Origin of the sequence: Rhizobium sp. F40D2 (genome assembly GCF_051810745.2) — a bacterium.
Classification (GTDB): Bacteria; Pseudomonadota; Alphaproteobacteria; order Rhizobiales; family Rhizobiaceae; genus Rhizobium.
Genome location: NZ_CM131436.1, coordinates 1,044,928 through 1,066,760, shown reverse-complemented (window position 1 = coordinate 1,066,760; position 21,833 = coordinate 1,044,928). Strand labels below are relative to the sequence as shown.

At 62.8% G+C, this 21,833-nt stretch carries 19 protein-coding genes; 5 read left to right on the top strand and 14 right to left on the bottom strand.

All coding sequences use genetic code 11. From position 1 onward, the window contains the following. Positions 1–6: 6 nt before the first annotated feature. The 5 genes from ACS4RS_RS05105 to ACS4RS_RS05085 form a co-directional block, all read right to left on the bottom strand. Positions 7–756 (bottom strand): ABC transporter permease, encoded by a 750-nt coding sequence (locus ACS4RS_RS05105; protein WP_184376800.1) that lies wholly within the window; start codon positions 754–756, stop codon positions 7–9. Then, positions 753–1,697: an ATP-binding cassette domain-containing protein gene (locus ACS4RS_RS05100; protein WP_439008452.1), complete on the bottom strand. Its 945-nt coding sequence runs from the start codon at positions 1,695–1,697 to the stop codon at positions 753–755. Before ACS4RS_RS05100 ends, ACS4RS_RS05105 begins: the two co-directional genes overlap by 4 nt. Then, the gene (locus ACS4RS_RS05095) at positions 1,694–2,860 is read right to left on the bottom strand and encodes an ABC transporter permease subunit (RefSeq protein ID WP_439008453.1); all 1,167 of its coding nucleotides are present in this window, start codon (positions 2,858–2,860) and stop codon (positions 1,694–1,696) included. The genes ACS4RS_RS05100 and ACS4RS_RS05095 overlap by 4 nt, the downstream gene beginning before the upstream one ends. Positions 2,861–2,947: 87 nt before the next feature. Further along, positions 2,948–3,856, bottom strand: coding sequence for a glycine betaine ABC transporter substrate-binding protein OsmF (osmF, locus tag ACS4RS_RS05090; RefSeq protein WP_003588811.1), 909 nt, complete (start codon positions 3,854–3,856; stop codon positions 2,948–2,950). Between the two features lie 207 nt (positions 3,857–4,063). Beyond that, positions 4,064–4,333, bottom strand: coding sequence for a hypothetical protein (locus ACS4RS_RS05085; protein WP_439008454.1), 270 nt, complete (start codon positions 4,331–4,333; stop codon positions 4,064–4,066). On the opposite strand from ACS4RS_RS05085, the gene ACS4RS_RS05080 reads away from it, so the two are divergent. Both ACS4RS_RS05080 and ACS4RS_RS05075 read left to right on the top strand, forming a co-directional pair. Beyond that, positions 4,301–5,533, top strand: coding sequence for a LysR family transcriptional regulator (locus ACS4RS_RS05080; RefSeq protein WP_439008455.1), 1,233 nt, complete (start codon positions 4,301–4,303; stop codon positions 5,531–5,533). The genes ACS4RS_RS05085 and ACS4RS_RS05080 overlap by 33 nt on opposite strands. Next, entirely contained in the window at positions 5,530–6,258 is a 729-nt protein-coding gene (locus ACS4RS_RS05075) for a copper homeostasis protein CutC (RefSeq protein ID WP_439008456.1), read from the top strand. Before ACS4RS_RS05080 ends, ACS4RS_RS05075 begins: the two co-directional genes overlap by 4 nt. A 332-nt stretch (positions 6,259–6,590) precedes the next feature. Here ACS4RS_RS05075 and ACS4RS_RS05070 read toward each other — a convergent pair whose 3' ends face one another. From ACS4RS_RS05070 to ACS4RS_RS05040, 7 genes are all read right to left on the bottom strand, one after another. Then, entirely contained in the window at positions 6,591–7,610 is a 1,020-nt protein-coding gene (locus ACS4RS_RS05070; protein WP_439008457.1) for a zinc-binding alcohol dehydrogenase family protein, read from the bottom strand. A gap of 63 nt (positions 7,611–7,673) precedes the next feature. After that, entirely contained in the window at positions 7,674–8,648 is a 975-nt protein-coding gene (locus ACS4RS_RS05065) for an ABC transporter permease subunit (protein ID WP_439008458.1), read from the bottom strand. Positions 8,649–8,770: 122 nt separating this feature from the next. After that, positions 8,771–10,324, bottom strand: a complete 1,554-nt coding sequence (locus ACS4RS_RS05060) for an ATP-binding cassette domain-containing protein (protein WP_439008459.1) — start codon at positions 10,322–10,324, stop codon at positions 8,771–8,773. Positions 10,325–10,432: 108 nt separating this feature from the next. Then, entirely contained in the window at positions 10,433–11,422 is a 990-nt protein-coding gene (locus tag ACS4RS_RS05055) for an ABC transporter substrate-binding protein (RefSeq protein WP_439008460.1), read from the bottom strand. 208 nt (positions 11,423–11,630) lie between these two features. Then, positions 11,631–12,077: an RbsD/FucU family protein gene (locus ACS4RS_RS05050; RefSeq protein WP_439008461.1), complete on the bottom strand. Its 447-nt coding sequence runs from the start codon at positions 12,075–12,077 to the stop codon at positions 11,631–11,633. 9 nt (positions 12,078–12,086) lie between these two features. Then, positions 12,087–13,106, bottom strand: a complete 1,020-nt coding sequence (locus tag ACS4RS_RS05045) for an aldo/keto reductase (protein ID WP_439008462.1) — start codon at positions 13,104–13,106, stop codon at positions 12,087–12,089. A gap of 87 nt (positions 13,107–13,193) precedes the next feature. Next, positions 13,194–14,696 (bottom strand): UxaA family hydrolase, encoded by a 1,503-nt coding sequence (locus tag ACS4RS_RS05040; protein ID WP_439008463.1) that lies wholly within the window; start codon positions 14,694–14,696, stop codon positions 13,194–13,196. A 289-nt stretch (positions 14,697–14,985) separates the two neighbouring features. Between ACS4RS_RS05040 and ACS4RS_RS05035 the strand changes: the two genes are divergently transcribed. The 3 genes from ACS4RS_RS05035 (at position 14,986) to ACS4RS_RS05025 (ending at position 19,632) form a co-directional block, all read left to right on the top strand. Further along, a complete protein-coding gene (locus tag ACS4RS_RS05035; protein WP_449313904.1) occupies positions 14,986–15,885 on the top strand; it encodes a GntR family transcriptional regulator in 900 nt (299 codons plus the stop codon). 204 nt (positions 15,886–16,089) lie between these two features. Continuing rightward, positions 16,090–17,364, top strand: a complete 1,275-nt coding sequence (locus ACS4RS_RS05030) for an IS4 family transposase (protein WP_439008464.1) — start codon at positions 16,090–16,092, stop codon at positions 17,362–17,364. A 258-nt stretch (positions 17,365–17,622) separates the two neighbouring features. Then, on the top strand, positions 17,623–19,632 hold the full coding sequence (locus tag ACS4RS_RS05025; RefSeq protein ID WP_439011749.1) for an ATP-binding cassette domain-containing protein: 2,010 nt from the start codon (positions 17,623–17,625) through the stop codon (positions 19,630–19,632). A gap of 49 nt (positions 19,633–19,681) precedes the next feature. Here the strand turns inward: ACS4RS_RS05025 and ACS4RS_RS05020 are convergent, their stop codons facing one another. Both ACS4RS_RS05020 and ACS4RS_RS05015 read right to left on the bottom strand, forming a co-directional pair. Next, positions 19,682–20,062 (bottom strand): GFA family protein, encoded by a 381-nt coding sequence (locus ACS4RS_RS05020; protein ID WP_439008465.1) that lies wholly within the window; start codon positions 20,060–20,062, stop codon positions 19,682–19,684. Positions 20,063–20,170: 108 nt separating this feature from the next. Next, a complete protein-coding gene (locus tag ACS4RS_RS05015) occupies positions 20,171–21,658 on the bottom strand; it encodes an MFS transporter (RefSeq protein WP_449313903.1) in 1,488 nt (495 codons plus the stop codon). Between the last annotated feature and the right edge of the window lie 175 nt (positions 21,659–21,833).

Sequence of the window (21,833 nt, the reverse complement as noted above, 5' to 3'; positions counted from 1 at the left end):
GTCCTTTCACGCCGGGCGCAAGCCGATTCTTCGGGTGATCGCCGCTTCGACAAGGCCCATGGCGTCATAGATCAGCACCGCCATCAGGCCGACGATCAGCCCGCCCTGCAGGATGAAGGCGGTATTGTCGGAAATCAGCCCGGCGATGATCACCTCGCCGAGGCCCTTTGCCGCAACCGTCGAGCCGATCGTCGCCGTGCCGATATTGATCACGGTGGCGACCTTCAGCCCTTCGAGGATCAGCGGCAGGGCAAGCGGCAGCTCGACGCGCAACAGCCGCTGCCTGCCGTTCATGCCCATGCCGTCGGCGGCATCGAGCACCTGCGGCGACACCTGCTTCAGCCCGGCGACGGTGTTTTCGAAGATCGGCAGCAGGCCGTAGAGAAAGAGCGCGATCAGCGTCGGCATGGCGCCGAAGCCGGTGGCGGGAACGGCAAGCGCCAGCACGGCGACCGGCGGAAAGGTCTGCCCGGCATTGGCGATGGCGCGTGACAGCGGCAGAAAGTCGGCGCCGCTCTCGCGGGTGACAAAGATGCCGCCGGCAACGGCGAGCACGGCGCTGCAGGCAATCGATCCGATCACCAGTTGCAGATGGCCGACCGCGAGCGAGGCAAGGCTGTTCTGCGTATAGACGGCGGGCGCGTTGTTGTTGGTCAGCGGCACCAGCAGGAAGGAAAGCCACTCGGTCCTGAACAGCAGGATGAGCAGCAAGGCGAGCGCCGCCAGGCGGAAGAGATTGGCGACGAGGAGTTTCATGCCTTGCGGCCCAGTTCGAGCAGCCGGCTCATCGAGATCGATCCCACCGGCGCCTTTTCGCCATCCTGCACCGCCGCCTCGTCGACCCCCTGCCAGATCATTTCGGCCAGCGCATCGCGCAGGCTGAGGGACTGCGGCAGGGCGTAGGCGAGCCCGCTCTTTGCCGGCTCCATGCTTTCTTTCAGCGGCAGCAGCGACATCAGCTTCAGCGCCCGGTCGGAGGTGCCGGTCAATTGCTGGACGAAGGGATCGGCGGGTTCGGTGAGGATCTTTTCCGGCGTCGAGCATTGCAGCAGCCGGCCCTGGCTCATCACCGCGATCTGGTTGCCGAGATGGAAGGCCTCGTCCATATCGTGGGTGACGAGGATGACGGTGGTGCCGAACTGCTTCTGGATCGCCAGCAGATCGTCCTGCGCCTTGCCGCGGATGACCGGGTCGAGCGCGCCGAAGGGTTCGTCCATCAACAGCAGTTCCGGTTCGGCTGCAAGCGCCCGGGCAACGCCGACGCGTTGCTGCTGGCCGCCGGAAAGCTGGTGCGGATATTTGTCGGCGAAATCAGCCGGATCGAGATTGAAAAGCCCGAGCAGCTCCTCGACCCGTCTGGCTATGCGGGCGGCATCCCAGCCGAGAAGCTGCGGCACGGTGGCGATATTCTGCGCCACGGTCCGATGCGGGAAAAGGCCGTGCCCCTGGATGGCATAACCGATCTTGCGGCGTAGCTCCGTCACCTCGACGTCGATCACGTTCTGCCCGCCGACGAAAATCTCGCCTTCGGTGATCGGCACCAGACGGTTGATCATCCGCATCAGTGTCGATTTGCCGGAGCCGGAGGTGCCGACGATGACGGTGATCTCGCCCTTCTCGACACGCATCGAGACATTGTCGACGACGGTGGCGGCGCCGTAGCGCTTGGTGACGTTCCTGATCTCGATCATGCTCATGCGGCGGTTCCCCGGATGCTGTCGATGACCGCATCGAGGATGACGGCCGATGAGAAGGCGAAGAACACGGTCGGCACGGCGCCGAGCAGGACGAGGTCCATGGCTGTCTGGCCGAGCCCCTGGAAGATGAAGATGCCGAAGCCGCCGCCGCCGATCAGCGCGGCGATGGTCACCATGCCGATCGCCTGCACCAGCACGATGCGGATGCCGGTGAGGATGACGGGAAAGGCAAGTGGCATGTCGATGCCGGTGAGGATCTGTCGGCGCGTCAGCCCCATGCCGGCCGCAGCATCGCGCACCGAGGGGTCGACGCCCTGCAGGCCGACGACGGTGTTGGCGACGATCGGCAGCAGCGAATAGAGCACGAGTGCGATCAAGGCAGGCGCCGTGCCGATGCCGCGAATGCCGATGGCGGATGCCAGCGGCACATGGGTGGCGAGATAACCGAGCGGCAGCATCAGCAGGCCGAAAAGCGCCAGACTCGGGATCGTCTGGATCAGGCTGAGACCCTGCAGCACGATTGCCCGAAGCTTCGGCACCCAGAAGCAGAGGATGCCGAGCGGCAGGCCGAGGACAATGGCGATGGCGAGCGAGCCGAAGGCCAGCAGCAGGTGCGAAATCGCTTCCGTCTCGAACTGCGGCGCCCGCGTCGAGAACTCCTTCATGATCGACAGACTGTCGAGTAGGCCGGAGGCAAGCGAGATGAAGAGCAGCGCGGTGTAGCCTGCAAGGGCTGCGACCCGCATCCAGGGCGCCAGGCGGATCTTCACCAGCGCATCCGAGATGACGAGCCCGATCACCGCGAAGAGAGCCCAGAAGCCGCCGCCGGGCGTCATCCGCGCCACCGTGCTGCCCGGCGGCGTTGCCGCCGTCGAGACAAGGCCGATCGCAACGACCAGCGTCGCAAGGCAGAGTGTGGCGATGACGAGCCGGGCAAGAGCATTGCGGAGAAACAGCGTCGCCAAGGCTGTGAGAATGAGCAGCGCGGTCAGGAAAATGACGGAAGCCTGGGGAAGAAGATGCGTCAGCAGCATTGGCTTGCCGGCGGCGATGCGGTTCGCCTTGACATAGATGAAGGGCATCAGTGCCGTCGCCGCAATGCCGCCCGCCACCAGAACCAAGCCGAGCCGGTCCAGCCTGCGGACCGCTGAGGTTTCTTCCATCAAATCAACCCTGTCTGACCAATCCCGTCCGGCCAACCCTATCAGCAAAGGGAGGCCCCGCCCGCGATCGGGCGGAGCGAGCGATGATTATTTCAGGAAGCCTTTTTCCTTGAGATAGGCTTCGGCGACGGATTTCGCCGGCTCGCCGTCGACCTGGATCTTGGCATTGAGCTTGCGCAGCTCGTCGGCGGTCAGGCTCTTGAAGATCGGCGAAAGCACTTCCTCGATCTTCGGATTGGCTTTCAGCACCTCCTCGCGGATGATCGGCGTCGGCGCATAGACCTGCTGCACGTTCTTGTCGTCTTCGAGAACGGTGAGTTCGGCCGCTTCGATCGCGCCGTCCGTGCCATAGACCATGGCGGTGTTGACGCCGTTCGTCTGGTCGGCGGCCGCCTTGATCGTCGCCGCCGTGTCGCCGCCGGAGAGAACGACCATCTGGTCGGGCTTCAGCTGGAAGCCGTAGGTCGTCTGGAAGGCGGGAAGCGCGCCGGCCGAATTGACGAATTCGGCGGAGGCAGCAAGCTTGGCGGCACCGCCGCCCGCGACCCATTTGCCGAAGTCCGTGAGGCTCTTCAGCTTGTTCGGCTCGGCAACATCGCTGCGCACGGCAAGCGCCCAGGTGTTATTGGCAGGCGACGGCGTGAGCCAGACGATCTTGTTGGCATCATAGTCGAGCTTCTTCGCCAGCTCGTAACCCTGGTCGATGTTCTTCCAGGCGGCGTCATCTGCCTTGTTGAAGAAGAAGCCGGCGTTGCCGGTATATTCCGGATAGATGTCGATTTCGCCTGCGGTGATCGCCTTGCGCACGACCGGCGTGGCGCCGAGCGCGATGCGGTCCTGCGTCTTGATGCCGTTGGCTTCGAGCGCAAGCGCAATGACGTTGCCGAGCAGCGTGCCTTCCGTATCGATCTTCGACGAGACGACGACATCGGCGGCATGAGCCGCACCCGCCGCGAAGGCGGAGAGCGAGACGGCGAGTGCGAGTTTCTTCAGCATGGAATATCCCCTTGGTTGACACCGTTAGCACTTTGAATTGCTGCATTATGCAAGTGCGCAAGCCCCGAGCGGGAGCTTTGCGCACAGAAGTCCGCCAGCCAGCGCGACGACGTCGCCACCATGCCGGAATTGCGTGCGTCATGGAAATAGCGTGCATGCCTGAAAAATCGATGCAAGCCCCCTCCAGTATTTGCAGTCGCGGCACGATTATGGCGGCGAAAGCATCTCCACGCGCGGAAACGCATTCCCTTTTCCAGGGCCGGCGCGATTTGTTTTTGTTCCCTTGCGTGTTTCCGCGATGGTCCGGTGCTCTGTTGCGGATTGCCGCCGCCCGGATTTTTCTATGACGGAAACGATAGCCCGCCTCCTCAGATGCAGGGATATCTTTTTTTGTGAACACATCATATCGTCCGGTTTTTCCAGCGCTTTCCGGAGCCCGCCCCTTTGCATCTCGGCGCCCTGTTCATAAGCCACCATGTCCTGACCTCCGGCTCGGTGCGCGAGACCGCGCGCCGCTTCCAGCTGTCGCCCTCCACCGTCTCGACGGCCATCCGCCATCTCGAAACCGAGCTGGCGATGAAGCTGACGGAACGCGCCTCCGGCGAGCTGGTGACGCTGCTCGCCAGCGGCAGGGTGCGGGAGGGGCTCGAGCCGATCACGGCGGCAATCGGCGAGCTCGGTCAATTCACGGGTCATGATGCTGCGGCCGCCGATGCCCACGAGGCCTGGGCATCCCGCATTCCCCTCAAGATCGTCACGATTGAGCGCTTTCTCGAGGTTGCCGATCAGGGCAGCATCAATCGCGCCGCCCGCCGTCTTCGCTTGGGTCAGCCGCAGCTTTCGCTTCAGCTTGCCAACATGGAGAAATTTCTGGGTGGCCGCCTGTTCGAGCGGCAGGCGCAGGGCTCGGTGCTGACGGAGGAGGGCAGGCGCGCCTACCAGATATTCACGGCGATTAGCCAAGCCTGGAACGATCTGAAGTCTTCGGCCGACGAGCGATATCGGCGCACCGCCCGGTCACTGCGCATCGGCTCGATCATCCCCACGGGCTCGGAAAGCTGGGTGGCGCGCTGCCTGGGCTCGCTGGTTTCGGAATGGAATGCGCGCCGCAGCAACAATGCGATCTCGCTGGTCTCGATGACCGCCGACGATCTGCGCGAGGCGCTGAAGAGCGGCCGCATCGATGTCGCCATCCTGGATTCGGTCTTCGGGCTGGAAAGCTTCCGCCACCGCGAGCTGCTGCAGACGGACATGGTGGTGATCGCGCCGCCGGAGAGTACCGAGACGAATGTCGCCGATCTCGTCGCCGGCCATGCGATCTGCATGCCGAGCCCGCGCACCGGCCTCGGCCACGCGGCCATGGCCTTCAGCTATGAGCGTGCCCCGAACCGGCGGTTCCGCAGCCAGGATATCACCGCGGCGGATTCGCTGCCGGTTATCGTCGACCTCGTCGCCAATCACGGCTACGTCTCCTTTCTCGGCCGCGTCAGCGCCGTGCCGATCGCCGATAAGGTGCGCATCGTCGATCTCGACGAACACCTGCCGATGTCCTATCACGTCGCCTTCAACCATCGCAAAGCCGCCGCCGATGCCTGCGCGATGATCATCGCCGCGGCGGCGAGACTGACGTCGGAACCTGTGGCGCAGACCGACAGAGTGAGGGAGAGTGCGGCATGACGATCTTGCTGGAAGTTTGCGTCGACAGCGCCGAGGGCCTTGCAGCCGCAATCAAAGGCGGCGCCGGCCGCATCGAACTCTGCTCGGCGCTGGAGCTCGGCGGCCTGACGCCCTTGCCGAGCCTAATGCGGATCGCCGCCAGGGCGCCCATACCGGTTTACGCTATGATCCGCCCGCACGCCGGTCCCTTCATCTTCGATAGTGTCGACGAGGAAGCGATGATGCTCGATATCGATGCCGTGCGCGCCGCAGGTCTCGCCGGCGTCGTCATCGGCGCCAACCGGCCCAATGGTACGCTCGACATGCCGCTGATCCAACGCCTGAAGACGCATGCGACAGGCCTGGGGTCAACGCTGCATCGCGCCTTCGATCTGGTGCCGGATGCCGATCGGGCGCTGGAGCAGGCCGTCGAACTCGGCGTTGAGCGCATCCTGACCTCCGGCTGCGCGCTGAAGGCGGCGGACGGGATCGAAACGCTGAAACGCCTCTCGGCAAAGGCCGCCGGCCGCATATCGATCATGCCCGGCAGCGGCATCCGCCCGGCCAATGCCGGCCAAATCTTACAGGCGACCGGTGCCCGCGAGGTCCATGGCTCCTGCAGCTCGCCTGTGGAAAGCGCCGACCCCCGCGCGGTCGCCTTTGGTTTCGAGGCGAAAAGCGCAAACCGGACGGATAGTGCGGTGGTCAGGGAGATGTGCAGGGCGATTTCGGCAACGGAGCGTTAGCGGTTCCGCCATCCCGGACGGAAAGCGTTTTGCGCTTTTGAAACGCGAATGCAATGGTTGCCGCATGGGTCCTCGGGTCAAGCCCGAAGACGACGGAGTGTGGTGTGGGCACTGCGGCAAGTAAGCGTCGTAGACACCAAACGACAAGCAAATTGGGACCGCGGGTTCTCCCTATTATTGCGCGATCCCTGACTTACAGACCCGCGCCCACCTTTGATGGAATTGCTCCAAGCCTCCTGGCCCTTGCCGCGTGGTTTCCCCACTCTCCGTCATACTCAGGCTTGACCCGAGTATCCACGCCGAGCATTCCACGTGCATGCTACCGTCTTACCCTAACCCCCAACCCTGATCACCGCCTTGATCAGCCCGCTCTTCTCATGCGCCCAGCGCGAGAGATCACGCGGCGTATCGGCCAGCGCCGTGCGGTGGGTAATCAGCTTGTCCACCGGCACCAGCCCTTTGGCGATCGAATCGACCACATGCTCGAAATCGACACGGGTGGCGTTGCGGCTGCCGATCACCATCATCTCGCGTTTGTGGAATTCCGGGTCGGAGAAGCGGATGTCGTCCTTGACGACGCTGACCAGCACCAATGCGCCGCCGTGGGCGACGAAGGAAAAGGCCTTCTCCATCGAGGGGCCGTAACCGGTCGCGTCGAAGACCACGTCGAAACCGTCGCCATTGGTCTTTTCCCGCACGGCATCCATGGTGCCTTCATCGGCGACGATGCCGGAGGAGAAGCCGAAGCGCTCGGCCGCCATCTGTAGCCGCTCACCGCTGGTATCGAGCAGCGTCACCTCATGCCCTGCAATGCGCGAAAAGATCGCCGCCCCAAGCCCGATCGGTCCGGCACCGATGACGAGCGAACGCGCGCCGGCCCCCGCCATCGAACGGCGCACCGCGTGGGCGCCGATCGCCAGAAACTCGGCGGTGGCCGCAGCCTCCAGGCTCAGCCCCTCGGCGGCATAGAGATTGCTTGCGGGAACCGAGATCTCTTCGCAGAAGGCGCCGTCGGTATGCACGCCGAGCACCTTGATATTGGTGCAGCAGTTCGGCTTGCCCTGGCGGCAGGCGACGCATTGGCCGCAGGAAAGATACGGATTGACGATGACGGGCGTCCCGGCCGTCAAACCCACACCGTCGCCGGCTTCTAGCACCGTCGCCGAAATCTCGTGCCCCATCACCCGGGGATATTCGAGGAAGGGATGCTTGCCCTCGAAGATATGATAATCCGTGCCGCAGATGCCGACATGGCTGACGGCAAGGCGCACCCAGCCTGGCGCCGGTGCCTCAGGCGATGGCCGCTCCACGATCTCGAGCACGCCGGGCTCCCGGCAAACAACTGCTTTCATGACGGGTCTCGCATTCCTGGAAATTGAAGAAGCCGGCCTTTCCGGCCGGCTCTCTGTTGTCGCTCAATTGCTCTTGCGGCGGCGCAGTTGGTCGAAGAAGACGATCACGATGATCAGCAGTCCGGTGATGATGCGCTGCCAGAAGGAGTTGACGTTCAGAAGGTTGGCGCCGTTGTTGATGGTGGCGAGAATGAAGGCGCCGATCAGCGGGCCGTGCACCGAGCCGACCGCGCCGAACAGGCTGGTGCCGCCGATGACGGAGGAGGCGATCGCCTGCAATTCCCAGCCGTCGGCCTGCGTCGCATTGCCGATGGCGATGCGCGAGGCAAGCAGCACGCCGACGAAGGCGGCAAAGCCGGCCGAAAGGATATAGGCAAGGTAGATCATGCCCTTGACGTTGACACCGGAAAGACGGGCAGCTTCCGCATTCGAACCGACGGCGAAGAGATAACGGCCCCAGCGGCTGAGATGCAGGAAGACGAAGGAGGGCACCGCCACCAGGATGACCATCCAGAACAGGCTCGGAATGCCGAGGAAATCGGCGCGGGCGAAATTGCTGAAACCCTCATCGGTGATGCTGATCGTCGAACCGTTGGTGATCAGCAGACCGATGCCGCGCAGCGATGTCAGCGTCGCCAGCGTGATGATGAACGGCGGCAGGCCCATATGCACAATGCCGAAACCGTGGAAGGCGCCGATCGCCACACCGATGGCGATCGTCAGCAAGATCGCTCCCCAGAGCGGCACGCCCGCCTGCAGGAGCCAGGCGATGATGACGGTGCAAAAGCCGACGATCGCGCCGACCGACAGATCGATGCCGGCGGTGATGATGACGAAGGTCTGGCCGAGCGCCAGGATTGCCGTCATTGCGCCCTGGCGCAGCAGGTTCGAGATGTTGAGCGGCGTCCAGAAGCTGGGAGTGACCAAGCCGAGGACGATCCAGAGGAAGATCAGCAACCCGATCAGGGTCAGGCCGAACAGGATGTTCATTTTCCGGCGCGGCGGCGGCGCGACGATTTCGGTGGGGGTGGCAGTCATGAAATTTCTCCCTCTTAGAGCATTTCCGTTCTCTGCGAACCGCGGTAATGCTCTATCTCTTTGTTTTCACGCAATTTCCGGACGCCAAACCGCGGCGCGCCTTTGCTGGAATTGCTTGTTGCTCAGACACCGATCGCTTCGCTGAGCACTTGTTCATGCGTCGCCGCGTGGAAATCATGGCTCGCGACGAGCTTGCCGCCGCGGAAGACGTGCAGCCGGTCGGCCAGTTCGTAAACTTCCGGCAGGTAGGAGGAAATCAGAATGATGCCCGCCCCCTCCTTCAGAAGCTTGGCAAACAGCCTGTAGATTTCCGCCTTGGTGCCGACGTCGACGCCGACGGTCGGCTCGTCGAAGATGAACAGCCTGGCGCCGTGGCTCAGCCACTTGCCGATGACGATCTTCTGCTGGTTGCCGCCCGACATGCTGGAGGCCGGCACGCGCCGGCTCGGCGTCTTGATGCTGAGATCGCGGATCTGCTTGTCGGCATTGGCCGCTTCGCGGGTATGACTGATCACCGGCCCTTGGCTGAGGCGCCCGAAGACCGGCAGGTTGATGTTGAGGCCGATCGGCAGGTTGAGGCAAAGCCCTTGGTCGCGTCGGCTTTCCGGCGCCAGCGCAATGCCGAGTTCCATTGCCGTGCGTTCGTTGCGGATGTCGACACGCTTGCCCATCCATTCGATGTCACCTGATCTGATCGGCTGGCGTCCGTAGAGGCCGAGCGCAAATTCGCTGCGTCCGGCGCCGATCAGCCCGTAGAGTCCGACGATCTGCCCGGCTTTGACGCTGAGCGACACGTCCTCGAAGCCCGGACCCGAAAGACCCTTGACCTCGACGATCGTCTCGCCGATGGCAATCTCTTCCTTGTGGTAGATCTGCTCGATCGAGCGGTTGATCATCAAGGCAATCAGCTCGGCATCGTTGGTCTCGCCGATCAGCCGCGTGCCGACATGCGTGCCGTCGCGCAGCACCGAGACACGGTCGGCCAGTTCGAAGACTTCCTCCATGCGATGGCTGATATAGACGATGGTGACGCCTTCGCTTTGCAGGCGGCGGATCAGCTTGAAGAGCTGTGCGGATTCCTGGCGGGTGAGATAGGCTGTGGGTTCGTCGAAGATCAGGAATTGGGTGCCGCGCATCGCCGCCCGCGCGGTTGCCACCAGCTGCTGCTGGCCGATGGTCAGTGAGCTCAGAAGCGCGGCCGCCGGCAGGCCGAAGCCGAGATCGTCCAGCACGGCCTGCGCCATCTTCACCATCTGCTTCTTGCGCATCAGGCCGTAGCGGTTGACCTCGTCGCCGAGGAAGAGGTTGGCGGCGACCGTAAGATGCGGGCAGAGTACGACTTCCTGGTGCACGGCATTGATGCCGCGAGCGATCGCCTCGTTCGGCGTCGACAGTCCTACCGGATGGCCGCACCACAGCACCTCGCCGGCCGTCCGGGTAATGACACCGGTGAGCAATTTGATCAGGGTGGATTTGCCGGCGCCGTTTTCGCCGACGATGGCGTGGATTTCACCGGCCAGAAAGGTCAGCGTCGCCGGTTTCAGCGCCTGGACATGACCGTAATTCTTTTGCAGGCCCTTGAGTTCGAGGATAGGCGATCCGGTGGGGATGCGATTGGCTTCTTTCAGCGTGGCGCTGTCATCATGGCGATGACTGACCTCTTCCAGTCCGATCATGGACCTCTCCTCCTCTTGGTCGTCTCATTTCCACCCTGGCAAACCATAGCATGGATGGAAAAGGCCGCGCCGGTTTTTAAAAAGCCGGCGCGGCCCGTTCTTGTCGGATTACTTGATCTTCGGGTTCAAGAGCGCATCGATCTTCGGATCGGCCATATTCGCCTTGGTGACGAGGTTGGCGCCGGTATCGACATTTTCCGGAACCTTTTCGCCCTTGGAGACGGCAAGCGCGGTCTTGATGCCGTCATAGCCCATGCGGTAGGGGTCCTGGACGACGAGGCCGGCGATCGCGCCGTCCTTGAGGAAGCCGACCGTCTTGTCGTCGCTGTCGAAGCCGATGACCTTGATCTTGTCGCCGAGCTTGTTTTCGGCGATCGCCTGGCCAACGCCCTGCGCCAGGATGAGGTTCGAGGCGAAGACGCCGACCAGCTTCGGATTGGCCGTGATCAGGTCGGTCATCATGTTGAGACCGGTGGTTGCCTGGCCGTCGCCGTATTTGTCGGCGATGACCTTGAGACCGGGATGCTTGGTCTTGATCTGATCCAGGAAGCCTTCGCGGCGCTGTTCCAGCGAGCCGACGCCGGGAAGATTGGTGAGGATGACGATTTCGCCTTCTTCCTTACCCGTCATCTCCTTGATGGCGGCGGCAAGACCGTCGGCTGCGATGCGGCCGCCCTGGACGTTGTCCGTCGTCAGGAACGACTTGAATGCCTTGGAATCGGCACCTGAGTCGATGCCGATGATCGGGACCGACTTGGCGGCTTCGTCGATCGGCTTGCCGAGCGCCTTGAATTCGGTCGGCGAGATGACGATGGCGGCCGGCTTGCCGGCAACGGCGTTCTCCAGAATGCTGATCTGACCGTTGATGTCGGATTCCGCCTGGGCGCCGAGTTCCGGCACCTTGACGCCGAGATCCTGGCCTGCCTTGCGGGCGCCGGCCAGAACGATCTGCCAGTAGAAGGACGTCGTGTCCTTGACGATGATCGGGATCGTCACATCGGCGGCAAAGGACGTGACCGGCATCGCCGTGGCGATGACGGCAGCGCCGGCAAGCGCCGTAAAGGCGCGGCGCGACAGAAGGGATTTTACGATGGTCATTAGTGTTCTCCTCTCAAGATGCGTTCTCCTCCGAATAAATCGGCCGCTGAACGCAGGCGGGCGATTTTTATCGATAAAAAACATTTGCAGGCAGAAGCTAGCTGAGGCGCAATCAAATTGCAAGAGCGCCGATCCGGCTTTTTTTATTTGGTAAGCTCCTCCCAAGCAACTGATTTCATTTCAATACTACGATAACCTAAAATAGGTCTCAGCCGAGATCGACCTCATTGGGATGCACGACACCCTTTTTCAAAATCAGGTTGCCATAGAGCCGGAACTCCGTCGTCGCGACGATATAGGCCGCCTTGCGGGCCATCGCGTAGAAGGCGAAGCGTTCGACCGGCACGATCGCAAAATCGCCGGCGCGCCTGGCAACGATCTGTTGGAACTCGGCGCAGACCTCCGGCATGGCTTGCGGGTCGCCGACCACCTCCATCCGCCAGGCCGCTTCGGGTACGAAGGTGTCGAGCGGCATATGGGCGAGGATCGCTTCGGCCATCGCGGTGGCGCTGACGCCGTCGGCGCGAATGACCGGCGGGCCCATCGAGCCTGAGGGAAAATTGGCGTCCGATATGACGATGTCGTCGCCATGCCCCATCGTCTTCAGTGCATGGAGTAGGTCGGGGCCCAGCAGCGGATGAATACCCTTGAGCATATTGTCTCCTCAGACTCGGACAGCTTCGGCGCCGAGCGGCGGCGCGACCAGCGTATAGGGTTCGAATTCGGCATAGATCTCGTCAGCAATCCGTGGTTCGACGATTTCCATGTTGCGCGTCAGGCTCGACGGTTTGGCCGTGCCGATCAACACCGATGCGACGATCGGTTCGAGCAGCGGAAACTGCAGGGCGGGTGCAGCCAGCGGTAGGCCGTGGCGCTTGGCGATCGCCTCCATGGCGCCGACCTTGGCAAGCACCTCATCATCGGCCGGCATATAGTCGAAATGTGAACCCGGCACCGGGCCGGTGGCGAGAATGCCTGAGTTGAAGACGCCGCCGACGACGAGCGACGTGCCATTCTGCCGGCAGAGCGGTAAAAGTTCGGCGACTGCCGAACGGTCGAGCAGCGTGTAGCGGCCGGCCATCAGAATGCAGTCGAGATCGGCGTTGCGCATGACGTCGAGGCAGACGGGCACTTCGTTGACGCCAAGGCCGAAGGCGGAGATCGCGCCCGAGGTTTTCAGTTCCTCCAGCGCCTTGATGCCGGAATCGAAAAGCTGCTTCTGGTAGACCGCATTCTTCGCCGCGCCATGCGTATAGACGCCGATATCGTGCACATAGAGAATGTCGATGCGGTTGAGGCCGAGGCGGGCATGGCTGAACTCGACCGAGCGCATGATGCCGTCATAGGAATAGTCGTAATCGGCATCGAAGGAGAGCGGATCGACATAGCTGTAATCGGGCACGGTTCCGGTCGGCACCGGCCTGAGCAGTCGGCCGACCTTGGTCGACAGCACGTAGGAACCATCCGGCTGGTCGCGCAGGAAATCGCCGACGCGGCGTTCGGCGAGGCCCAGCCCGTACCAGGGCGCCACGTCGAAATAGCGAATGCCGCTGTCCCACGCCGCCTGCAGCGTGTCCATCGCCTGCTCGCGCGGGCAGGCGCGGTAGAGGCCGCCGAGCGCTGCGGCGCCGAAGCTGATTTCGGTCACCTCAAGCTTGGTCTTGCCGATCCGTCTCGTTTTCATCATGCCTCCCGGCGAAGAACGTGAAATTCTCTGGCCATCCCCGGAAACCGCCAAGCGGGCTTCCCGGGAATTGCGTAAAACAAAGGATTAGAGCGTAGCCCCCAGATGCCAGGGTACGAATTCATTGTCGCCATAGCCAAAGAGTTCGCTCTTCGTCTTCTTGCCCGACGCCGTGTCGACGATCAGTTCGAAGATCTCGCGGCCCTTGCCGCTGATCGTCGCGTCACCCGAGGCGATCGTGCCGCAATCGATGTCCATGTCCTCTTCCATCGAGGCATAGAGCGCCGAATTGCTGGAAAGCTTCAGCGACGGCGCCGGCCGGCAGCCGAAGCAGCTGCCGCGGCCCGTGGTAAAGGCGATCATATTCGCCCCACCCGCCACCTGGCCGGTTGCCGAGACCGGGTCGTAGCCGGGAGTGTCCATGAAGACGAGGCCGGAGGCGGTGACCCGCTCGGCATAACCATAGACCGCCGTCAGCGGCGAGCGGCCGCCCTTGGCAACCGCGCCGAGCGATTTTTCCAGGATGGTGGTGAGCCCGCCGCGCTTGTTGCCGGGCGAGGGATTGTTGTCGAGCGAGGCGCCGTGCAGGGCGACATAATCCTCCCACCAGGCGATTTTCTCGTCGAGTTTCTTGGCCACATCGTCGCTGACGGCGCGGCTGCGCAGCAGGTGTTCGGCGCCATAGATTTCAGAGGTTTCCGAGAGGATCGCCGTGCCGCCGGCCGCCGCCAGCAGATCGGCCGCCACACCCAGCGCCGGATTGGCGGTGATGCCTGAAAAGCCGTCCGAGCCGCCGCATTGCAGACCGATGATGATCTCGCCGATCGACATCGGCACGCGTTTTTCCTTGCCGACATCGGCGGCGATTTCGCGCAGCATGCCCATGGCGCGCTCGACAGCGCGGCGCGAACCGCCGGCATCCTGGATGTTGAAATGCCGCTTCGACGCGCCCGCACCGCTCTGGCCGTAAAGCGTCAGCTGGTTGACCTCGCAGCCGAGGCCGATCATCAGCACGCCGCCGAAATTGACATGCCTGGTATAGCCGGCAAGTGTGCGGTGCAGCACGTTCATCCCGTCGCCGGTCGAGCTCATGCCGCAGCCCTGGTCGTGCACGATCGGCACGAATCCGTCGATACCGTCATAATGCGGCAGGATCGTCCGGTTCGCCTCGTCGGCAATTGCCCGGCAGACCGTGGTGGAACAGTTCACGCTGGCGATGATGCCGATATAGTTGCGGGTCGCCGCCCGCCCGTCGGCGCGGCGATAGCCCATGAAGGTGCGCGCCCTGTCTTCACCAGTCGCCATCTCCGGCGCCGAATTGGCGGTCGCCGCCAGCCGGTCGTTTTCGAAATGCAGGTTGTGGCTGTGCACATGGTCGCCGGCCTTGACCTCTGCCGTCGTCCGGCCGATCGCCTGTCCGTATTTCACCACCGCGGCGCCGAGCGGAATATCGGCTATCGCCACCTTGTGGCCGGGGTCGATTTTTTCACGGGTTTCAATGCCGGCAACCGTCGAACCCGGCGCGATGGCCGCCGTTGCGACCGCGACATTGTCACCGGCCGACAGGATGATCCAAGGCAGTTTGTCCAAGTCTCTTCTCCCCAGAGCATGACACCGAAAAATGTGAGCGGTTTTCGGACGACATCATGCGCCAACTCTTGAATTCAGGAAACACTCGCTGCATCGGCGAATGCACATTGATTTTGTTTTTTATCTACAATAAACATTTTCGAGTCAACGGGAATATTGATCCTGTGGACGAGGGAGGCAATGAGCCGCAGGCGACTGGAAATAAGCTAAAGGTCGTTTGAACAAGCCCCGGTCTTTTTGCCCTGCTTTGCAGAGGCGATTGCGCACGAGGGCGGAAAGCGGGGGTCTGGTGGCAAGGCAGAATACGGTCTTCAAGGAAGCCTACAACAGGTATGCCGTCGCCCTGCGCACGGATACTGCGCTGCCCTCTGAACCGGAGATCGCCGCCCAGCTCGGCGTCAGCCGCTCCACCGCGCGCGCCATCCTGACCCGCCTCAGCGAGGAAGGCATCATCCGCTGGAACAAGCGCCAGAAGATCGTGCTGCGCGAACCCACAGACCGCGACCTCTTTCCCTCCGAAGAAACCGACTCCCTGCATGACATCATCGAGCGCAGCTTCATGCAGCGCATTCTTGCCGATGATGCCGCCCCCGGCATGCAGATCAACGAGCTGGAGCTTGCCCGCGAGATCGGCACCGGCACAACAAGCGTGCGCGAGTTCCTGATCCGCTTCTTCCGCTTCGGCCTCATCGAGAAACGGCCGAACAGCCACTGGACGCTGAAGGGCTTTACCCGCGAATTCGCCCTCGAACTGGCCGATGTGCGCGAGATGTTCGAGCTGCATTCCGCCGCCGAATTCGGCAGGCTTGCGAGGGATAGCCAGGCCTGGACCGATCTTGCCGGCATCCGCGATGAACATCACGCCATGCTTGCCGACATCAACCAGCGCTTCAAGGATTTCTCCGTCCTCGACGAACGCTTCCACCTGCTGATCCACCGCGCCTCGAAGAACCGCTTCATCGCCGATTTCTACGACGCCATCGCCATCGTCTTCCACTATCACTACCAGTGGAACAAGACCGCAGCCCGCGAACGCAACGAGCGCGCCATCCACGAGCATTTGGATTACATCGCAGCGCTTGAATCCGGCGACCAGGCCGCCATCGAAGCCGCCTGCCGCATCCACCTGCGCTCCGCCCGCCAGACCCTGCTGCAATCCCTGCCGCAGATGGCGACCGAGAGCGGTTGAGCGGGTGACGAAAGGGCCTGCCGTGCAGCCCCCTCATCCGACCCTTCGGGCCACCTTCTCCCCGCTGGGCTATGGCATTCACACATTTAGAATTGCCTATGGGATGGCGTTCTGATTCTCTTGCTGCAAGCAGGAGAATTGAGCGATGGATGATTTGAGCCTGGGGCGGTTTGGCGACCGTCGCCTGGAAAAAGGGGGGCGTTCTTGCTGGAGCGCCTTGTTGCGACGGCCGGCCAGGGAATGCGGGTGCGCAAGCTCGGCGGCAATCGGACCGGAGAGATCCGTTTGACCCGGTTTTTGCGCAATGGAGCGGTCGATCCGCAGGCGATGATCGATGGCGCGGCCTTGCGCACGGCTGGCCGCTGCGCGGATCGGCATATCCTGGCCATTCAGGATACGACGGTGGTCCGCTCCAGCGGCGGTGGCGGCCTTTATCTGCACGCGATGATCGGGGTCGACGCCGACGATGGCGCGATCGTCGGGGCGATCCACGGACAGTTTCTAAGCCGCGACCAGGGCAAGCGCGGCACCCAGCGCGCGCGTCCGATTGAGGAGAAGGAGAGTTATCGCTGGCTGGAGGGCGCCGATCGGGCGGCAAAGGTTTGCGCAGGCGCGCGCCACATCACCGTCATTGCCGACCGCGAAAGCGATATCTACGAGGCCTTCACCCGAAAGCCTGCCAATGTCGACCTTGTCGTGCGCGCCGCCAAAGACCGTAGTTTCGGCAAAGCCCAGCCGTCGCTATTTGCCATGGCCGATGCCTTGCCGGTTGCAGCAAACCTTGCCTTCACCCTGCCGGCCAAGCCGGGCCGCAAGGAGCGCGACACGCAGTTGGCGATCCGCTTCAGCGCGGTGACATTGCCGCACCCGAAGAACGGCATCTACAAGAAAACCCCGGATGGGGTGCGCCTTTATCTGGTGGATGTGCGTGAGACCGCCGCACCACCGGGCGCGACGCCGATCCATTGGCGGCTGCTGACGACCTACGCGGTGTCGGATGCCGACCAGGCGGCGGCGGTCATCGCCCTTTATCGCCGCCGCTGGACGATCGAGCAATTGTTCCGCACCCTGAAGACCCAGGGCTTCGATATCGAAGGCCTGCGCATCGAGGACGAGGGCGCGCTGAGCAATCTGGTGATGGCCGCCTTCGTCGCGGCCGTGATCGTGCAGCAACTGGTGCATGCCCGCGACGGCGCTCCGCCCGGCGACACCTTGCGTCCCATCGAAGACGCCTTCGAGCCGAGCGACCGGCCGCTGCTGGAAGCCTTCTGCGCCAAGCTGGAGGGCAGCACCGCCAGACAGAAGAACCCGCATCCCAAAGGGTCGCTGGCCTACGCCGCCTGGGTCTGCGCCCGCCTCGGCGGGTGGCCCGGCTACTACGGCAAGCCAGGCCCCATCGTCATGCTCGACGGATGGCAACAGTTCCAGGCGGCCAAACGCGGCGTAGACCTCCTCTTATCCGCTTTCGACAATGTGTGAATCTATTAGCCCCGCTGGGGAGAAGAGGGAGATTGCCGCTTCACCTGTGACTCCATTGAATGGAGTGCTCGGAAGAAGCGGGTTCGTTTGGGCAGTGTCGACGCATCTTGCTCCCCCTCTTCTCCCCAGCGGGGAGAAGGTGGCCCGAAGGGTCGGATGAGGGGGCAACACGGCACAACGCCAAACGTCGGCCCCTCCGATACCAACCTCCACGCCGGCATCATGAAACCTTCTGATCCATAAGCCGTTATCGTGCTTATGAGCGGCGCAAAACTTAAACCGAAATCGGTCGACGACACCGAACCGCAGGGTTCCGAGACGGCGGCCGAGGAGCAGTCATCGACTGCCGAGGCCGTGCCGCCGCCAGATGTCCCACCGCCAGATATCATTGAACCCGGTCCGGAACTGACGCCCGAGGAGGCCGAGCAGGCGCGCAAGAAGTATCTGCTCAAGCGTTTCTGGATCAGCGCGCGCCATTACTGGGGCCGCGGCGGCGACAAGCTCGCCTGGCCGTGCACACTCGGGCTGCTGGCCCTGATCGGCATCAATGTCGGCTTCCAGTATGGAATCAATCTGTGGAATCGGGGCATTTTCGATGCCATCGAGCGACATGATGCCGGCACCGTCTATTTCCTGAGCGCCGTCTTCGTGCCGCTGGTGCTCGGCACCGTCGCGGTTGTCACCACCCAGGTCGCGCTTCGCATGATGATCCAGCGCCGCTGGCGTTCCTGGCTGACGACCGCGGTCATCGGACGTTGGCTGGCGAACGGCCGTTATTATCAGCTGAACCTGATCGGCGGCGACCACAAGAACCCCGAAGCGCGTATTTCGGAGGATTTGCGGATTGCGACCGAAGCCCCTGTCGATTTCATCGCCGGGGTCATTTCCGCATTCCTGGCCGCCTCGACCTTCATCGTCGTGCTCTGGACGATCGGCGGGGCGTTGACGCTGCCGATCGCCGGTTTCACCGTCACCATTCCCGGCTTCCTCGTCGTCACCGCGGTTCTCTATGCCGCGATCACCTCCAGTTCGATGGCGTTCATCGGCCGCCGTTTCGTCCAGGTCTCCGAAGCCAAAAATCAAACCGAAGCCGAATTTCGCTACACGCTGACGCATGTGCGGGAAAACGGCGAGAGCATCGCCTTGCTCGGCGGCGAAGAGGAGGAGCGCAACGACCTCCACAAGACCTTCACCAATGTGCTCGGGCAATGGGCGCTGCTGGCCCGCCAGCACATGCGCACGACGCTGGTGTCGCACGGATCCATGCTGATTGCCCCGGTCGTGCCGGTCCTGCTGTGCGCTCCAAAATTTCTCGAAGGCAGCATGACGCTCGGACAGGTCATGCAAGCGGCCTCCGCCTTCGCCATCGTCCAGGGCGCGTTCGGATGGCTGGTCGACAACTATCCCCGGCTTGCCGATTGGAACGCCTGTGCCCGACGCATCGCATCGCTGATGATGTCGCTCGACGGGCTGGAGCGGGCCGAACAGAGCGACGCGCTCGGCCGCATCAAGCGCGGCGAAACGGAAGGCGAGGCGATGCTGAGCCTGAACGACCTCTCCGTCTCGCTTGACGACGGCACCGCCGTGGTCACGGAAACCCAGGTGGCGATCGAACCCGGCGAGCGGGTGCTCGTCTCCGGAGAGTCCGGGTCGGGCAAGAGCACGCTGGTGCGGGCGATCGCCGGTCTTTGGCCCTGGGGTGATGGCAGCGTCAACTTCCACGCCGACCGGCGCTTGTTCATGTTGCCGCAACGGCCCTACATCCCGTCGGGCACGCTGCGCCGCGCCGTCGCCTATCCCGGCGCTGCCGATAGCTGGACGTCGGATGAGATCAAGGCGGCTCTCGACAAAGTCGGACTGGCTTATCTGAACGACAAGATCGAGGAAGACGCGCCATGGGACCAGACCCTGTCGGGCGGCGAAAAGCAGCGGCTCGCCTTCGCGCGCCTGCTGCTGCATACGCCCGATATCATCGTGCTGGATGAAGCGACTTCGGCCCTCGATGAAAAGAGCCAGGACCGGATGATGCAGATGGTGATCCAGGAATTGCCCGAGGTGACCATCATCAGCGTCGCGCATCGCGCCGAACTCGAAGTCTTCCATAGCCGCAAGATTACCCTGGAGCGGCGCGAGGGCGGCGCAAAACTCGTCAGCGATATCGATCTCATCAAGCGCAAGAGAAAACGGAACTTGCTGTCACGCGTTCTGGAAAACCGCCGCTCTCCGCGAAAGGCCGGCACGGCCTCGAACAAGGCGCGCAGCCCCTGAATAGAAACTGACCTTCGCATCGTCGCGGTGCCCGGTGGGCTTTCGTTTTCTATTGCTCATTCTGGGGCAGGTTGCCGGTGATATCGTAGTAGTCGCCCTTATCAGCGACAAAGATATGCATTTTCAGTTTGGTTTCGGTCGGGCTATCAAATGCACCCATCGCGACAGCAATCCAGTCTCGTTGCGGTGGATCCCAAAACAACGATGATCCACATACCGCGCAAAATCCACGCCTCACCTTTTCCGAGGATTGATACCAGGTGACACGTTCGCCTCCGTGAATCGTGATCTGACGTCGAGGCACGTCGGTTGACGCGAAAAAATGCCCGGATTGTTTTCGGCATTTGGAGCAGTGGCAGGCGTCCGGCGCTTGCAGATCGCCTTCGATCTCAAAAGTTACGACGCCACACAGACAGGATCCTTCGTGCATGAGTGTTCCTCTCTTAAATTTGTGGGATCCGGCTGCTGCGCCCGTCAGCCGGGTCGCGCGTCCGGGATGGCGTGTCAGCCCAGGCTTGAGCGTCGAGAGCCGAACCGCTTAATGCGAGGCCGCCTCGCTTGGGACGGCCGCGCCTTCGCTCCGGCCATGCCCGACCGGGATCAGCCAGGTGGTGAAGAAGGTCAGAACCGCCACGACCACCACGCCCCAGAAGCTCCAATGCAAGGCCGCATTGAAGACTGAACGGATCGCCGGATCGGCGGCAAGCGCCGACAGCCCGGTCGGCTGGTTCAGCGCCTCGTGCAGGCCGGCCGCCGCCTCGCCGCCGGCATAATGATTGATGCCGGCATTGAGGATGGCGCCGAGCACGGTGGCGCCGAGCGTATTGCCGAGGCTGCGGGCAAAGATGATCGAGGCGGTGGCGCTGCCGCGCATCGACCATTCGACGCTGTCCTGCACCAGCACGATGCTGGTGAGGCTGATCAGGCCCATGCCGAAGCCCATGAAGAAGGAGCCGGCCCCGGCAAGCGCCGGCGAACTCTCCGGTGTCAGGAATAATAGGAAACAGGCGCCGAACGGAAACAGCAGGCTGCCGACGCGGAGCGTCCGGCGGATACCGAAGGCCTTATAGAAGCGGCTGGAAAGCATCACCGCCAGCGGCCAGCCGACGACGAGCATGGTCAGCGTGAAGCCGGCAACGATCGGCGAGCGGCCGAGCACGCCCTGCACATAGATCGGCAGGATGGTGGAAAGCCCGATCAGCGCCATGCCGGCCAAGAGCGTCGCCGCATTGCTGGTGGCGATCAGCCGGCGGCTCCAGAGCGGGATCGAAATGATCGGCTCCGGCGCCCGCTTCTCCTGGGCAAGGAAGAGAAGGCCCGCAATGACGAAGACGGCAAACAGCGTCAGCAGGATCCAGGCGCTGGCATCGGTTTCCGTCAGCATGACGAGCAGCGCGACGATCGAGATCGAAAACAGCACCGATCCGAGGTAATCGATCTTTGCCTGCTTGTGCGCCACCTCCTCCTTCAGGAAGATCATGAAGGCGATGATCGAGAGAATGCCGATCGGCAGGTTGATCCAGAAGATCCAGGCCCAGGAAATATTGTCGACGATGATGCCGCCGGCGAGCGGCCCGACGACGGCCGATGTCGCCCAGACGGTCGCCATCGCGCCCTGCACGCGGCCGCGCTCCTCGAGCTTGAAGAGATCGCCGATGATCGTCATCGTCACCGGCTGGATGGCGCCGGCGCCCAGCCCCTGCAGCAGCCGGAACAGCACCAGCGACATCATCGACCAGGCAAATCCGCAGAGCAAAGAGCCGAGAAGGAAGATCAGGATGCCGCCGATCAGCACCGGCTTGCGCCCGAAAATATCGGAAAGCTTGCCGTAGATTACTGTCGTCGTCGACTGCGCCAGCAGGAAGGCCGAAAATACCCAGCTGTAATAGGAAAAACCGCCGAGCTGCCCGACGATGCGCGGCATCGCGGTCGCCACGATCGTCGCCTCGATCGCCACCATGAAGGTTGCGAACATGATGGTCGCGACGACAAGCACGCGGTTCGAGCGATGCGCTGCATTCGACATGACAATCCTCTTCGGGTGCTCCGCGGACGCCGGAAAATGGCAGGCTGGGTAGGGCGATCGCCGCTTGCGGAGGGATGCGGTACTATTACGTCCTGGAAACCGGCCGGTAAAGCGGTTCTCACGGCAACCGTTGTGGTATGCGGTTTCACGGTAGCCGAAACGAAGGCCCGGGACG